This window comes from Pseudoalteromonas sp. OF5H-5 (assembly GCF_021530695.1).
Classification (GTDB): Bacteria; Pseudomonadota; Gammaproteobacteria; order Enterobacterales; family Alteromonadaceae; genus Pseudoalteromonas.
Genome location: NZ_JAKGBF010000015.1, coordinates 47136 through 62273, shown reverse-complemented (window position 1 = coordinate 62273; position 15138 = coordinate 47136). Strand labels below are relative to the sequence as shown.

At 43.4% G+C, this 15138-nt stretch carries 15 protein-coding genes; 8 read left to right on the top strand and 7 right to left on the bottom strand.

Annotated elements, in window-relative coordinates:
• Nucleotides 1–408 precede the first annotated feature (408 nt).
• From polA to L1271_RS19385, 3 genes are all read left to right on the top strand, one after another.
• On the top strand, nucleotides 409–3165 hold the full coding sequence (polA, locus tag L1271_RS19395) for a DNA polymerase I (protein ID WP_235368577.1): 2757 nt from the start codon (nucleotides 409–411) through the stop codon (nucleotides 3163–3165).
• 615 nt (nucleotides 3166–3780) lie between these two features.
• Complete coding sequence (locus L1271_RS19390; RefSeq protein WP_102055922.1) at nucleotides 3781–4350, top strand: YceI family protein; 570 nt, start codon at nucleotides 3781–3783, stop codon at nucleotides 4348–4350.
• Entirely contained in the window at nucleotides 4337–4867 is a 531-nt protein-coding gene (locus L1271_RS19385; protein ID WP_235368576.1) for a DUF1285 domain-containing protein, read from the top strand. The genes L1271_RS19390 and L1271_RS19385 overlap by 14 nt, the downstream gene beginning before the upstream one ends.
• A gap of 17 nt (nucleotides 4868–4884) precedes the next feature.
• Here L1271_RS19385 and yihA read toward each other — a convergent pair whose 3' ends face one another.
• Nucleotides 4885–5523, bottom strand: a complete 639-nt coding sequence (gene yihA / locus L1271_RS19380; protein WP_010607781.1) for a ribosome biogenesis GTP-binding protein YihA/YsxC — start codon at nucleotides 5521–5523, stop codon at nucleotides 4885–4887.
• A 453-nt stretch (nucleotides 5524–5976) separates the two neighbouring features.
• Here yihA and L1271_RS19375 point away from each other — a divergent pair, with 453 nt between their 5' ends.
• The 4 genes from L1271_RS19375 (at nucleotide 5977) to L1271_RS19360 (ending at nucleotide 9026) form a co-directional block, all read left to right on the top strand.
• Complete coding sequence (locus L1271_RS19375) at nucleotides 5977–6609, top strand: c-type cytochrome (protein WP_010607782.1); 633 nt, start codon at nucleotides 5977–5979, stop codon at nucleotides 6607–6609.
• Between the two features lie 636 nt (nucleotides 6610–7245).
• Nucleotides 7246–7899: a class I SAM-dependent methyltransferase gene (locus tag L1271_RS19370; RefSeq protein ID WP_235368575.1), complete on the top strand. Its 654-nt coding sequence runs from the start codon at nucleotides 7246–7248 to the stop codon at nucleotides 7897–7899.
• Between the two features lie 24 nt (nucleotides 7900–7923).
• Nucleotides 7924–8511: a Der GTPase-activating protein YihI gene (yihI, locus tag L1271_RS19365; protein ID WP_235368574.1), complete on the top strand. Its 588-nt coding sequence runs from the start codon at nucleotides 7924–7926 to the stop codon at nucleotides 8509–8511.
• Nucleotides 8511–9026 (top strand): DUF2489 domain-containing protein, encoded by a 516-nt coding sequence (locus tag L1271_RS19360; RefSeq protein ID WP_010607785.1) that lies wholly within the window; start codon nucleotides 8511–8513, stop codon nucleotides 9024–9026. Before yihI ends, L1271_RS19360 begins: the two co-directional genes overlap by 1 nt.
• A 156-nt stretch (nucleotides 9027–9182) precedes the next feature.
• Here L1271_RS19360 and L1271_RS19355 read toward each other — a convergent pair whose 3' ends face one another.
• Nucleotides 9183–9869, bottom strand: coding sequence for a 4'-phosphopantetheinyl transferase family protein (locus L1271_RS19355; RefSeq protein ID WP_010607786.1), 687 nt, complete (start codon nucleotides 9867–9869; stop codon nucleotides 9183–9185).
• A gap of 121 nt (nucleotides 9870–9990) precedes the next feature.
• The gene (locus L1271_RS19350; protein WP_235368573.1) at nucleotides 9991–10557 is read right to left on the bottom strand and encodes an NADPH-dependent FMN reductase; all 567 of its coding nucleotides are present in this window, start codon (nucleotides 10555–10557) and stop codon (nucleotides 9991–9993) included.
• A gap of 107 nt (nucleotides 10558–10664) precedes the next feature.
• On the opposite strand from L1271_RS19350, the gene L1271_RS19345 reads away from it, so the two are divergent.
• Nucleotides 10665–11552 (top strand): LysR family transcriptional regulator, encoded by an 888-nt coding sequence (locus tag L1271_RS19345; RefSeq protein ID WP_010607788.1) that lies wholly within the window; start codon nucleotides 10665–10667, stop codon nucleotides 11550–11552.
• A 23-nt stretch (nucleotides 11553–11575) separates the two neighbouring features.
• On the opposite strand, the gene L1271_RS19340 is transcribed toward L1271_RS19345, so the two are convergent.
• The 4 genes from L1271_RS19340 to L1271_RS19325 form a co-directional block, all read right to left on the bottom strand.
• Nucleotides 11576–11962, bottom strand: coding sequence for a hypothetical protein (locus L1271_RS19340; RefSeq protein WP_010607789.1), 387 nt, complete (start codon nucleotides 11960–11962; stop codon nucleotides 11576–11578).
• Nucleotides 11962–13554 (bottom strand): S41 family peptidase, encoded by a 1593-nt coding sequence (locus L1271_RS19335; protein ID WP_010607790.1) that lies wholly within the window; start codon nucleotides 13552–13554, stop codon nucleotides 11962–11964. Before L1271_RS19335 ends, L1271_RS19340 begins: the two co-directional genes overlap by 1 nt.
• Before the next feature lie 63 nt (nucleotides 13555–13617).
• Complete coding sequence (locus tag L1271_RS19330; RefSeq protein ID WP_010607791.1) at nucleotides 13618–14238, bottom strand: endonuclease; 621 nt, start codon at nucleotides 14236–14238, stop codon at nucleotides 13618–13620.
• A gap of 85 nt (nucleotides 14239–14323) precedes the next feature.
• Nucleotides 14324–15034 (bottom strand): hypothetical protein, encoded by a 711-nt coding sequence (locus L1271_RS19325; protein WP_235368602.1) that lies wholly within the window; start codon nucleotides 15032–15034, stop codon nucleotides 14324–14326.
• Between the last annotated feature and the right edge of the window lie 104 nt (nucleotides 15035–15138).

Genomic DNA, 15138 nt, shown 5'->3' with positions numbered 1-15138 from the left:
CATGCGCGCTATATGCATAAAAAGAATTATGCACGAATTAAAAAATTATAAAGGATCTTCTATGATCTTTGATCAATTGTGTTAGTATACTCCTCCGCTTGAGAAAATCAGGCTATTTTTTACTCACCTAGTTTGTTAAGCGTGACTAAAAAAATTCTTTATCCACAAAGCGGTAAAGATAATAACAATAAAAAAGGCACAAAAAACGCAAGTAAATCAAAGTTTTAATTTACACTCTGACTTTTAAAACAAAGTTCCGGAGCGATTTTTCGTGTTTGTCTACAAAGTTATCCACAGGTGCAGCACGATTTATCTAAATGATGAGATAACGCGAAACTCGTTTTATCTTGTGCCTTGTGGCATCCTTACATTCTACTCCACAAAAGACTAATTTAGGATCCAATATTTATGTCTCAGATCCCTCAAAATCCGTTGATCTTGGTTGATGGTTCTTCCTATTTATTTCGTGCTTATCATGCGCCACCACATTTAACAAATTCGAAAGGTGAAGCAACTGGTGCGATCTACGGTGTGATCAATATGCTTAAGAGTTTGCTTAAGCAATATCAACCAAGTCATATGGTAGTAGTCTTTGACGCTAAAGGGCCAACTTTCCGCAACGAAATGTATAGCGAGTATAAAGCGCATCGTCCGCCTATGCCGGATGATCTGAGAACGCAAATTGAGCCGATCCACGAAATAATTAAAGCAATGGGCCTGCCACTGGTAAGTATTAGTGGTGTCGAGGCCGATGACGTGATCGGTACATTCTCTAAAATAGCGTCAGAGCAAAGTCGCCATGTGCTAATCAGCACTGGTGATAAGGATATGGCGCAATTGGTTAATGAACATGTCACGTTGATCAACACAATGACGAATACGATCTTAGACCCTGAAGGGGTAGTGGATAAGTTTGGTATTGGTCCTGACTTGATCATCGACTATCTCGCGTTAATGGGAGATAAGGTCGATAATATTCCGGGCGTACCTGGCGTTGGTGAAAAAACGGCATTGGCGATGCTGCAGGGATTAGGCTCTATTGATTCGCTTTACGAAAACTTAGACAAAATTGCTGATTTAGGTTTTCGTGGCTCAAAAACCATGGCGAAAAAACTAGAGGAACACCAAGCGCAGCTAAAACTGTCGTATGAATTAGCCACCATTAAGCTGGATTGTGAAGTAGAGCAAGACTTAGAGCAATTTAAGATAGCTGAGATGGATAAAGATCGCTTAATCGAGCTATATGGTCAGTGTGAATTTAAGCGTTGGTTAGCTGAATTGCTGGATGGTCAGTCACAAGCTGATATCGTTGATGTGGAGGCTGAAGGGTCGGCGCCTGCGGCGGCGCAGGTCGACACCCAGTACGAGACCATTTTGACAAGAGCACAGCTTGATGACTGGGTAACTAAGTTAAAAGCAGCCCAGCTCATCGCTTTTGATACTGAAACCACCAGCGTTAACTATATGCAGGCGGATCTAGTTGGAATGAGCTTTGCGGTTGCACCGGGCGAAGCGGCTTACTTACCGATCAATCACGACTATGTGGGAGCACCTGAGCAGCTTTCTCAAGATATAGTGTTTGAGATCATGGCACCGCTACTTGCAGATCCTCAGATCAAAAAAGTGGGTCAAAATTTAAAATATGATCAAAGTGTGCTTGCTCGTGCAGGGCTTGAACTGCAGGGGATCGCTTTTGATACCATGTTGGAGTCTTACGTATTTAACAGCGTAGGAACTCGCCACGATATGGACTCCTTGGCGCTAAAATATTTAGGCCATAAAACCATTAGCTTTGAAGACATCGCAGGCAAAGGTAAGAACCAACTGACCTTTAATCAAATTGAGCTAGAAAAGGCGGCACCTTATGCAGCGGAAGACGCAGACATTACGCTGAGATTGCATCAACATCTCTGGCCGTTAATTGAAAAAGAAAATCGCCTTAAGCAGGTATTTACAGAGATTGAATTACCACTGCTGAGCGTACTTTCTCGCATTGAACGCACCGGTGTGCACATCGATGGCGATATGCTAGCGAAGCAAAGTATCGAGATTGAAAAACGCTTAGGTGAGCTTGAACAACAAGCCTTTGAAATTGCAGGTGAGGAGTTCAACCTGAGTTCAACAAAGCAACTACAAGCGATACTGTTCGACAAACTTGAGCTGCCAGTGATTAAGAAAACGCCAAAAGGCGCGCCTTCAACGGCCGAAGAAGTGCTACAAGAGTTGGCGCATGATTATCCTCTGCCAAAACTTATTATTGAGCACCGAGGCTTGGCTAAGCTGAAATCAACCTATACCGACAAATTACCAAAATTGGTTAATGCGGATACCGGTCGCGTGCACACTTCTTATCATCAAGCCGTTACTGCAACGGGCCGTCTAAGCTCAAGCGATCCTAACTTGCAAAATATTCCGATCCGTAATGAAGCGGGACGTCGTATTCGTCAGGCATTTGTTGCCGACAATAATAAACAAATCGTTGCGGCGGATTACAGCCAAATCGAGCTTAGGATCATGGCACATTTGTCACAAGACAAAGGGTTGTTGAGTGCCTTTGCTGAAGGTAAAGATGTACACAGTGCAACGGCGTCTGAAGTGTTTTCCGTGCCGCTTGAGGAAGTGACTTCTGATATGCGCCGCAAAGCCAAAGCGGTTAACTTTGGTCTGATCTATGGCATGAGTGCGTTTGGTCTGTCACGTCAGTTAGATATTCCAAGAAATGAAGCGCAACATTATATGGATATGTACTTTGAACGCTTCCCTGGTGTATTAGAGTATATGGAGCGTACGCGTGAAGAGGCTGCTGATAAAGGGTATGTAGAAACCTTATTCGGTCGCCGCTTGTATCTTCCGGATATCAATGCGCGTAATGGCGCTCGCAGAAAAGCAGCAGAACGTGCAGCTATCAACGCTCCGATGCAGGGCACTGCGGCGGATATCATCAAAAAAGCGATGATTAAAGTGGATGAATGGCTACAAAGCTGTGATAGCAATGATATCCAGTTGCTCATGCAAGTGCACGATGAATTGGTGTTTGAAGTACACAGCGATAAAGTTGCTGAATACAGTGAAAAGATCTGTGAGTTGATGAGCGCTGCGGCAGCACTTGATGTACCGTTACTAGTTGAAGCCGACAGTGGTGACAACTGGGAACAAGCACACTAGTTGATATTAAAATCTACCCGAGTTGCACTATTCGATTAGACTAGTGCAACTTCATTCATCTTTGTTGGCAAGTATACACTAGCAGCATAGCGTCTTAATTTTGTAGCTCCTGTTAATCCCTAGTAACAAAAAACAAATTAACGTTGAAAGTTTATCAAATTGGCTCAAGTTTTGCTTTTTGGTGTTTATTTCTGGACGTCTATTTGTTAGAGTTCGCGCCGTCCTCATCCTGTAGGACATCCTGTTGATGATGTATCTCTCGAAAGAGGATACAGTGTATTGATAGCTTCTCCCCAGATTGCTATAGCGGCTCGTAACTTTTACGGGCCGTCTTTTTCTTCTCTTATCAAAGATGATAGCAATTGATGTAACTCCCCAATCAATGTGCATATGAAACCCCTATTAACTTCGTTAAAAATTGATCGTTTAGGGTAGCTAAATCACAACGTTTTTGCTTGGCTACTAAGGCTATTTTCTCGCTATAAAGTGAATACGATGGGCGTAAAAGTATTCCAACATAACGACGAGTTTATGATTAAAGGTTTATTTAATTTGCACTGCGTTTTACACTGAGCGCTCAAATGCAATTCACTCTCATTTCATAAGGAAGTCGTCATGCTAAAGTACCTTCTTTTAGGTAGTGCACTTATTTCTTCTCAGGCGTTCGCAGCTTGGCAATTTAATCAACAACAAAGCGATGTTAGTTTTGTGTCTGTGAAACAGACTAGCGTTGCAGAAGTACATCATTTTAAAACGATAGATAGTACATTATCTGCTAAAGGCGAGCTTGAGGTTAATATTGACTTGGCAAGCGTTGAAACGATGATCCCGATCCGTAATGAACGCATGCAAAAGATGCTGTTCAATGTAGCGCAACACCCAAAGGCGAAAGTTAACGCTGATGTTTCTGAAGTGCTTGCTAAACTTAAAGCTGGTACACAAAAAATCAATGATGTAACAGCAACATTGACACTGCATGGTCAGATCCAAAAGATCAGCCTAGACTTATTGATAACGAAAAGTGCTAATGGCTTGGTGGTTACACCGGTAAATGCATTTATTCTCGATTCTAAGCAGTTTGGGTTAGATAAAGGAATTGAAGCGCTACGAGAAATTGCGGGTCTGAAGACTATCGCGACTAGTGTGCCTGTTAGCTTCAACTTGGTTTTTGATGAACAAAATTGATTCGTTAATCAAACAGTATGTTACGACTCATGCGCCGACCGAAAATTGGTCGGCGCCGTCGTGCGGTTTTTCTGACATAAAAATTGCTGCGGATGGTCGTTGGTTTCATCAAGGGCGTGAAATTAAACGGCAATCACTTGTTGCCTTGTTTGCTAGTGTTTTAACCTTTGATGGTCAACAGTATTGGTTAAAAACACCAGCAGAAAGTTGTGAGATTGAGGTGCTTGCTCATCCTTTTATTATCGAGCAATGGCGTTATTGTGATGAAGCATCGGCTTTGGAGTTATCATCTTGTATTATCGCGATAGATAATTTAGGCCGTGAGTGGCCCATTTGTGATGTGTTTCCACTAGCCCTTGAGCATGTTAATGGAGGAGATATTCCATTTCTCACACTCAATTATGGTTTAACCGCTAGAATTTCACGAAATGTCTATTATCAGTGGGCTGAATTGCTCGAGGAAGATGAAAAAGGTCTTTATCTGATGTCGGCAAAGACGCGCTTTTATCTTAGCTAAGCGCGCCCTACGTTTGATTATTCGCTCGCTTCTTCTTGAGCTTCTTTCACAAACGGACCTAAGTACCAATCATCCAGTTTCCACGCCAATTCGTTCAATCCGATACCTTTCAAAGAAGAAAACGCGTGAACGGTGATATCACCGTCTATTTCAGCTAGCGCTCGACGTACTTGTAGTACTTCTGCTTTGCGCTTACCTTGTTTTAGCTTATCGGCTTTGGTCAACAACGCTAATACCGGTATATTGCTGCCAGTCGCCCAGTTGATGAGATCCATATCGAGGTCTTTAAGAGGGTGACGAATATCCATTAATACCACAATCCCTTTAAGACATTTGCGGCGTTGTAAATATTCACCTAATGCTTTTTGCCATTTCTTTTTCATCTCTAATGGGACTTTCGCAAAGCCATAGCCAGGTAAATCAATCAAACGCTGATCTTCACCTAGAGAAAAAGTATTAATAAGCTGAGTCCGGCCAGGTGTTTTACTGGTGCGTGCCAGCTTTTGGTCTGTAAGCGTATTGAGCGCGCTCGACTTACCAGCGTTAGAACGACCCGCAAAAGCAACTTCAATTCCAGTGTCTGGTGGCAGTTTACTGATATCTGGGGCACTTGTGATAAATTGTGCCTGATTGTATTTAACGCGAGATTTTAGCACGCTGACTCCTAACTGATTAAACTTTCGCGGATGGAATTGCGTATTTTATAACAGTATGACGGAAACCAAAAGCATTGTGAGATTTGTTCTAAACGCCGCTTTTGTCGCTAATTGACCAAACCGTCGTCCCAATATTAATTAATCTAGGTCAAGTCCCTATAAATTATAAGCTTAATATGGGCAGAAAACGTGCCAGAGAAAGTAATATCGTGTAGAATGTAGAAATTGCAATGTCAATCTAAAGTGTATACCTATCAGTAGTCACTACTGAGCAAGGCGTATTTAGATGGATCGGTGCTGTTTGGCGTTATATTTGCTAAGTTTGCATGTATGATTCATCTGATTAACATAACAACCTAATTAGTACTGATTGGTATTATTTGCCCGAGCAATAAAGAGAGCGACTTTGTTCGCGAGGGTACAAATTACAGGGTCGGAAACAGAGAATTTACCATGAAAAAAATAGCATTAACTTTAACAATGTTGCTTGGTACGTTGTCAGCAAGCAACGCATCGGCATTCGATGGTGACGCGGAAGCAGGTAAAGCAAAGTCTGCAACGTGTGCAGCATGTCACGGTCCAGATGGCAATGCCCCTGTGACTATGTATCCTAAAATCGCAGGTCAGCATGCAGATTATATCTATAAGCAGCTACAAGAGTTTAAGCTAGGTATGACGTCTGGTGGTAAAGAAGGGCGTATGGATCCTGTGATGAGTGGTATGGCTATGCCGCTGTCAGATCAAGATATGAAAGATTTAGCTGTATATTTCTCTTCTTTACCTATGTCTGCGGGTTCAACGCCTGAAGATGTTGTTGCTTTAGGTCAAAAGCTATACAAAGCGGGTGATGCTGAGCGTGGTATTCCTGCTTGTGCTGCGTGTCACGGTCCTCGTGGTAATGGTACTTCTTTAGCTAAGTTCCCGAAAGTGTCATTCCAGCACCCTGAGTACATCAAATCACAGCTTGAGAAGTTCCGTGATGGCACTCGCAACAATGACATGAATGGTATGATGCGTGATATCGCGAAGAAGCTTACGGATAAAGACATCGAAGTATTATCTAAGTACTTAGGTGGTCTACACTAAAGTCGTATAGTGAGTTTACCTCTCTCAGTGTAAACTCCTACTATTGAAAAAAGGGCAGCATAGGCTGCCTTTTTTTGTTGTTGAGGTTATGAGATATATCTCACTTTTCATGTGAGATATTTGCTCGTGCAACATGTGAGTTTTAGCTTATTTTTAAGCTGTTGTTCAGTGTAAGTTTATGTAATTCATCTTTTTTCTGTTTAATTAAAAAAATTAAGGTAAGAAATTTGTTATTAAACAGTTGTAACTCAAGCTCAGGAGCGTAGATTATTCGTTGTCGCCAAGCAATACAAAAAAAGGGACAATTCGATACGGAAGCGTAGGTGGCAAAGTTATGTATCTAGTTAGATACGAAGGACTATCAAGAAAGCGTCAGGAAGGCCGAGAATAAGAAAATCACGGAAGTCTCATAATAAAAACAATATGGAAAGTGTCACGGAAGTCTAAAATAAAAACAATACGGACGACAATAAAATAAAAAGAACAATAATAAGACTTAAAAGTCGAAGGGAGAAGTGTCCAGTTGTGACGCTCAGATTAGTAGGCGGTAGAGAGTGATCTCTGCCGCCTTTTTATTTGGTTGCCTCTATTATACCTGATACAATAGCCGCCTTATTAAGCAATCACTGTTGACCATTGCAAGATTCAACTCTATTCAGTTGTGGCCTGTGCCAAGGTAATCAGCTTGAAGCCTACCATCAAGACAAGTATCGACTGTACTGGCAATGTCAAACCTGCCAGTTGGTGATGGTTGATCCCAAGTCGAGATTAACACCAGCTCAAGAAAAGGCCATTTATGATAGCCATGAAAACGATCTGGCTGATGAAGGCTATCGTCGCTTTCTAGCACGAGTGACGGATCCACTGTTGGCACGTTTGGTGATACCAAGCCAAGGCTTAGATTTTGGCTGTGGGCCAGGGCCGCTGCTTGCGAAAATGCTTGAAGAAGTTGGGCATCAAGTTGCTTTGTTTGACCTGTACTATGCTAATGATGCCAGTGTACTGACTCGTCAGTACGACTTTATCGTCAGTACAGAAGTGGTGGAACATTTAGCAGAACCTGCAAAAGTATTAACGCAATTGTTAGCATGCTTAAAAGTGGGAAAGCCGCTAGCCTTGATGACCAAGCTCGTCATTGATAAAGCACGCTTTGCGAATTGGCACTATAAAAATGACCTGACGCATATTTCATTTTTTAGTCGGGAAAGCTTTGCGTATTTTGCCGCGCAGCAGGATTGTGAATTAGAATTTATTGGGAATGATGTCATCATTCTCACCAAGCGTAGTTAACGCGAGAATTTTGGATAACCAATTATGACCAGAAAGAAAAAGACACGTAAAGTTGCAGCCAATGGAACACCAAGGCTGAGTAAAGAAAAGCTACAAGCGTTACGTGCACTCAAAGAGCAGCGTAGCAAAAAAACCAAAGGTAAAAAGCCGGGTTCTAGAAATGCACCAGAGATCCTAGTGAAAGAGCAATCAAACACGACGACCAATAAAGATCCGCGTGTTGGTAGCAAAAAGCCCATTTCTTTGGTTGCAGAGCCACAACCGACTAAGTCGAATACACAACCAGAGATGAAGCGCCATCTACAGCCGCAAGTTAAGTTAACTACAGCGGTAGAGACGTTAACTCCAGAGCAAGAACTTGAGCAGTTAGAAAATGATGAACGCTTGATGGCGCTACTTGAACGCCATGAGCGCGGTGAACTGCTAACAGGTAAAGATGCGAAATACTTCAATCGCGGCATTGCACGTCATCAGGAGCTATGTGAGATCTTAGGAATTGATGATGAGTTTGAAGAAGGCAATATGCTAGAAGATGATCCAATGGATCAGTTTATGAGTAATGATCTAGCAAATGAATGGTTAGACGACGACTTTGAGGAAGATGATAAGTAATGAATACTGCATGGATCATCGCAATCATTATTGGTGCCCTGATTATTGCTGGACTGGCGTTTTACGCGGGTAAATTACTATGGCAACTGAAGGTGCAAAAAGAGCAGATTGCCAAACATCGCGAGCAAAAGGCTGCTGAGCTTGAAAAGTCACGGCAGCAGCGCAATGGAAAAATTGCGGATAGCGTTAACTTGATCGCGCGTGCGATGAAGGAAAAACAATGTGAATATTCTGAAGGGTGTTTACGAGTTTGGGTACTCATCTCGCAATATAGCTTTGACGAGGAAGTTGACTTACAACAAAGTTATCCTGGTGTTTATCAGATGTATGATGAAGTCAAAGAAATGCCAACTCATGACGCGCGTAAGAAGTATTCTAAAAAAGAGATTTTCAAAATGGATAGCCAGCGTTGGCGTGCTGAAGAGCGCCTAGAAGCGGAGATCTTACAGGACTGTGAAAAGCTGATAGCGCGCTTTAAAGCGGCTGCTGGCAGTGAAAATGTTATGTTTCAGTAAGTTGGCTTTGGAAAACGGCTAAGTGAATCTTTATCCACACTTCAGATTAAACGCCCCAAGTGGGCGTTTTTAGTTCCAAATGAGAAATTCTTAACCCACCTTGGGTCAGGTTTACTCCTTCAAGTTGAGTAAGTATTAAGTCAAATAGGCATGATTTTACTGTGCGATGTATTCACACTCGGTCAGCACTAAGGCGTCTTTGCATTGGTAATATACTTCCACTTGTTGTCCTTTGCTTAAATTCTTGTGTAGTGTTTCCATCAAAGTGAAAATAAGTTTCTTGTCATCAAACTGAGTCAGCTTGACAGCATCAAAACCAAAGAACTTTTGCACCGTGCTATAAAGTGCCTTAAATATGCTCTCTTTGGCCGAGAAAATAACAGTCAACGGGCAGTGCACTTGCTCGCCGAATAGTGTAAAAATTTCAGCTTCTTCAGGATGTAGAATTTGTCGTTGTAGTTCGACTTCTTGCTTCGGTTTCATATCTCTTTCGATATCAATGCCTAAGCCTTTCACGGCGATATCATCTGTAGCAATCGCAGCCGCGATCCCTCGAGTATGCGTGATACTGGCAACAATATTAGCAGGCCAGATAGGCGCCCGATCAGAGCCGTTAAGCAGTGTAAAGTCACCTTGTCCAAAATGCGCTAGGCAAGTCTTGGCACATATTCGTCCCGCTAAAAACTCGGCTCGCCTTTTCGCTACCGCTTTATCAAGTGAAGCGGGCAGGAGTATATTTTGCTGTTCAAAGGAATGCGCGTTAAAGCTGTCAGGGTCAAACTGAATGCAATGAAAATGGTGTGAGAGATAGGGGGTAAATAGGTGACTCTGAGTGCTTTGCAAAGCTGACTCCCGTTATTCGTATCCATTATTACAAGGCTGATATTGCGCCTCTAATTCGCTTTGGACGCTTAGTGTGCATGAGCTAAGCGTCCATAGCAAGATATGAACGAGAGATTGAAAGTTATTTTAACTTACTTGCAACTGACACCAGTTGCAGCGCGAGGCTTGATACTTTTTCAGCAAGCTCTGGGTCTTTAATTTTACCTTGGTCATCAAATACATTAAATGCGCTAGGTACAGCCAATTGGTCTGGGAGTACTAAACTGCCAATGCCAGATAACACATCGCGGACATGGTTTAGACCGCGTAATCCACCTAAGCCGCCTGGTGAGGCCGCATAGAGTGCCACTACTTTGTTTCTAAATGCTGGCACTGCACCTTGTTCTGTTCTAGAGGCCCAGTCTATTGCGTTCTTGAGCACCGCAGTGAAAGAACCATTGTATTCTGGGCTTGCTAATAGAATACCATCGGCATCGCGCAGCTTGTCTTTTAAAAGTTGAGCACCTTTTGGTGTGCCTTGCGCTTCAAGATCTTCATCGAACATTGGAATATCTAAATCTTGTAACTTGATCACTTCTACTTCTGCGCCACTTTCTAGTGCAAAGTTTGCCGCGGCTTGGATGAGTAATTGGTTGTAGCTGTCTTTTCTTAAACTGCCTGCGAGTGCGATAATTTTTGCTGTAGTCATCTTGCTGATACCTTATTTTGTTTCGTTAAAGTGATAGTAGCAAAATTTTACTTGCACAAAACCGAAATAAACGCAAAGCTTATGTGCATATATGCACAGAGGTGGTTATGGATAAATTCACAGATTGGCAGGATCTTAAGGTCGCTTATACGGTTGCCAAGCTTGGTACCTTATCAGCGGCGGCAGAGCATTTAGAGATCCACCACAGCACGGTACTGAGGCGAATAAATAGCTTAGAAGAAGCACTGGGAACGCGGTTATTTCACCGTCATGCCCGAGGTTATCAGGTAACACAGGCAGGAGAAAAGTTACTTGCGACGGCGAGTCAAATAGACGAGCGCTTGATGGAGTTGAGTACTTCTATTGTTGCTTCGGACAGCCAGCTTAGAGGTAAGCTTTTGGTGACAACGGTCAGTGGTTTTATGGATATGCTGTCGGAGCCTTGTTTGACTTTTCAGCAATTACACCCACAGGTACAACTTGAAGTCATTCTCGACCAAAAGCGTTTACGCTTAGATCATGGACAGGCGCATGTTGCGGTGAGGGCAGGACCAAAGCCCGATGAGCCCGACTACATAGTGCAGCATCTAAATACTTTAGAAGCAGGCTTGTATGCGTCTTCAAGCTATATCAAGCGTATGGGGATCCCCAAAACACTTGAAGCGTTACAGACGCATTACTTTGTCTCTGGTGTGGCCGGGTTTAATGCAAGAGTGCCATATTTCGCTTGGGTAGATGAACATATCCCTGAGACACAAGTGACACTTAGGGTATCTGAAACGTCAGACGCGTCGCGTGCCATTGTTAACGGTTTAGGTATTGGTGGGCTACAGCATGATGTGGCAAAACGTTATCCAGATTTACAGCCGGTGTTGCATGATGAGTTAAAATGGTTAAGCCAAGTTTGGCTAGTTACCCATGTACTGGTTCACCGAACTGCCAAAGTACAGGCATTGTGTGACGTGTTAAAGCGCCATTTTGCTAATTTGAGTTGAGGCTAATAGATTGAGATCAGGCGCTATTTTTCCAGCTTTTTGCAGCTAACTTTACTGAGCACGACATAAGTATCCTTTTTCGGATAGTAGAGTACACACTGGGTGTCACGAAGCTGCAAGATGAAACTCTCATAAGCGAGATTATGGGCACCTAAAATTGGACTGCCATTGCCATCTAGGCTTTGGCCATGCTCAAGCAGTAGTGTTGGACTACGTTGAAAAACGGTGCTTGCGAGCGTCGGTGGTACGCCGCCTTTGAGTTTTACTATAGCTTGCTTGAGTTGTGATAACACCTCGGGCGTAGAAGCTGAGAGTACAGCCTCATTAACCGAAGTTGATGCAGGCGCGCTATTGCATGCTTGCATCAATAAAGCCAAAGCGATGATTTTCACCGCTTTTAGCGGCGCCATTATTGCGGATCCTTAGGCTTCATTAAAATTGCATTTTCCCGCAGTGGATAGACTGGAAGCGTAACCGCATGCTCCTTATTTTGATACTGTGGCAGAGCAGTAGGCGCAAATTGCGCTACATTTGGGCAACGACCGGTATCTATATGTGTCAGTGCTGCGGCGAAAAGATCTTCCTCTTGACTGCCTAGAGGTGCAGAGAAGTCATCTGCGACAATACAGCCTGGCACTTGTGCGCTTAGGCCAATTTCACCACTGCTTGACGCTCCTGAAGGGGTAAAGCCATCGGCATAAGCATCAAAGCCCTTCGCATTTTCCGAACCAAACTGAATGGTATAGTAAACCGTGCCGCAGTTTTGCGCGGGCACAAAGCCATAGGGCTTACCTCGAGTGGTACCACCGATCAAAAAGACTTCAACATCAATGCCGCGCAGGCCATTAATTACATTTTCACTGGCAGAGGCCGTGCCTCGTGTCGAGAGGATATAAACTCTAGGTAAAGTTACGGTGGGTAAAGAGGTGGTTGTAAACTTGTTTTCAGCCCAGTTAATTGCTCTAGACTCAAAAGCGGTGCGCTCTTCTTCAGCAGTACGCTTGTCATTTAAGGTGCTATAAGTGAAGGTTTTGTTTAGGCTGCTGTTGCCCGCAACCATATAGCCTAGTTGCGCTGCCATAATGACGCGACCACCACCGTTGTAACGCATGTCGAGTACCAGGTCGTCTATTTGCCGTGTTTTAAATAGATTAAATGCTTCAATTAATCCTTCTTGGGCTGTTGGAATAAATTGATTGAACTGCACATACCCAACCTGCTTGCCGCCATAGCTAATGACTTTAGCGTTTTGCACCGGTGAGGTTTCAATATCGACTGAAGTCAGGGTGACGGATTTTTCGTTGCCTGATTTATCTTCAAATACAAAGTTATGTGGCTCGCTTTGCTCTGGTGACAGGCCTGCATTCAGCGCAGCGGTATTATCACTTGAAATAAAGTCGACGCCATCTATCGAGAGGATCTTATCTCCACGTACGATCCCTGCATTCGCGGCTGGTGAATTAGGCTCTACTGCGGCGACAGTAAAGTTACGTGGTGGTGATGTGGATATGGCCGCCCAACGAATGCCATAACCGGTTGCAACACCCGATTGCGCTTCTTTTTGGAAGCTTTCATAAGATTCGTAGAAATGAAATTGATCTTTGGCATTGCCCGACGCCGTCGTTTGGTTTGTCTTTAATTGCTCGAAGTAATCAATAACAGTATCGAATTGTGTTGGGTCGTTATCTAGTACTTCGTCGTACCAAAGGTAGGTTTCGTTGGTAAAAGAGCGGAGCCACATTTTTTCATGCATCGCCGTACCAACCTTATCGGGATAAGGTTGGTCGTTGTTATATTTGTCTGTACCCGTTCTTGGGGAGGCGCAATAGTTAATTAACTGACTTGACGCAGGAAATTGATTAAACGTCCAAGTGGGCGGCTCGGTTTGTCCAGTGTTACTACCTGGGTTATCGGTGCCTAATGAATCGCTGCCACCGCCACCACAAGCGGCTAATAACAAGCTCATTGCTGTTGATGCGAAAACTAGAGTAATACGTTGCATCGTATTCACGTTCCTGTTTTAGTTGTATGACTAAAAACTAGCACCGCTTGGGTTATCTCGCAATCACTGTTTCTGCCAAGCCGTGAATAATTTCCGCTGTTGTGGAGAGATTTTTAACCCGTAGGTTTTTTCCATGTAAAAGTACGCATCAGCAATGCGTTTTCTAGCGTACTCTGGTGGTTCAATTCGGCGTAACTTAAAGTCAATCTTTACTGGACACGCGCCATAGTTTGCTTCAGTACTTGGTAACATGCCAAAACGAAAATTAGACCGATCCCCATTGATTTCACCAATCGCTGGAGCAAGGTTGTGAATATCTGCTTCCATCTTCCTGAATTGCTCACTGACTTTACGGCAGTGCTTTCTGCCGCCATCTTGCCAGCACTGCAACTGATGTCCAAATTCCCACGCGGGCACGATATGCTCCCACTCAATGCGCTGAGCACGGGCGTTTTCTTTGCCATTGCGAGTGTAAGGTAACCTCGGGGTATAACCACAACTTGCGGGATCAGGCACCAGCTTTTTGCCTTGCTTTTTGATATTACAATTACAATAAAGCGTGCGGGTATTGTCGGTAACTTGTTGTGATAAATGTTTCTTTGCTTTTGAGAAAGACGTGAACTCTTGAGCGTTAGCTGTTAATACAAATAAGCTAAGCGCTAAGATATAGCAATATCGTGACATAACCTCTCACCAAATGGTGGAATACAGGGAATGTCACTATATCAAAAAAATCATCAATACCAACAAGAGTGTACAGTAAGTCCCTTTATTTATTCGGTGCAGGGCGACGTTTTCGCCAAGGTGGAGATTGCAATAATAACAATATCCCTGTTAGACAAAAGAGTACACTCGTAGCGGCGAAGGAAATGAGCAAGGGGTTATTGAAATCCTCTCGTTCGTCGTAATCCATAATGTGTAGCATCCAAAAAAAATCAAAGATGCGCCACAACGTGCTACGCACCGTCACAACTTCACCGCTAGTTGCACTTAGATACAGCGTGGTGGAGAGGATATCGTTATATTCGACTCGCCAAACATCTTCCTTGTAACCTGCTTCTCTGGGGGCTGTGGCAAGTCGTTCAATATGGCTCACATCCGCTGCAATTAATAGGTGTTGCTTGGCCTGTTGTATTATTTGCTGTTGATTTGGAGTGGTAAAAGGTGCGCCTGTTATCCCGTTGAAAATGAGCTTTTCATCTTGGTTTAGCTTGATGATGGGAGTATCGAGAAAATGGCCGAACTGGATTTGGCGCACTTGCACCGTGCTTTGTACTAACTGATTGAGATCAGCTTGGTACGCGGCGGTGGGAAAGGGGTTGTCTAAGCTTCTATGCGCTAAGTGTTTACCATGGATCTTTGCCAATGGGATCGCGCTCATGACCAGCCCGCCTAATAGCCAAGCAAAGATCTGTAAAAACAATAAATAGCCAAGGTACTTGTGGAGTTTACGTGCGGGTTTTAGCAGTTTTTTAATCATCACAATATGTTATTCTAGTTGCTCGTGAGTATGATAACTATAATGCACGGTGCTTAGAATGTGGCAAATTGTCGCATTGTCCAATAAGTAATGTCCTTATCACA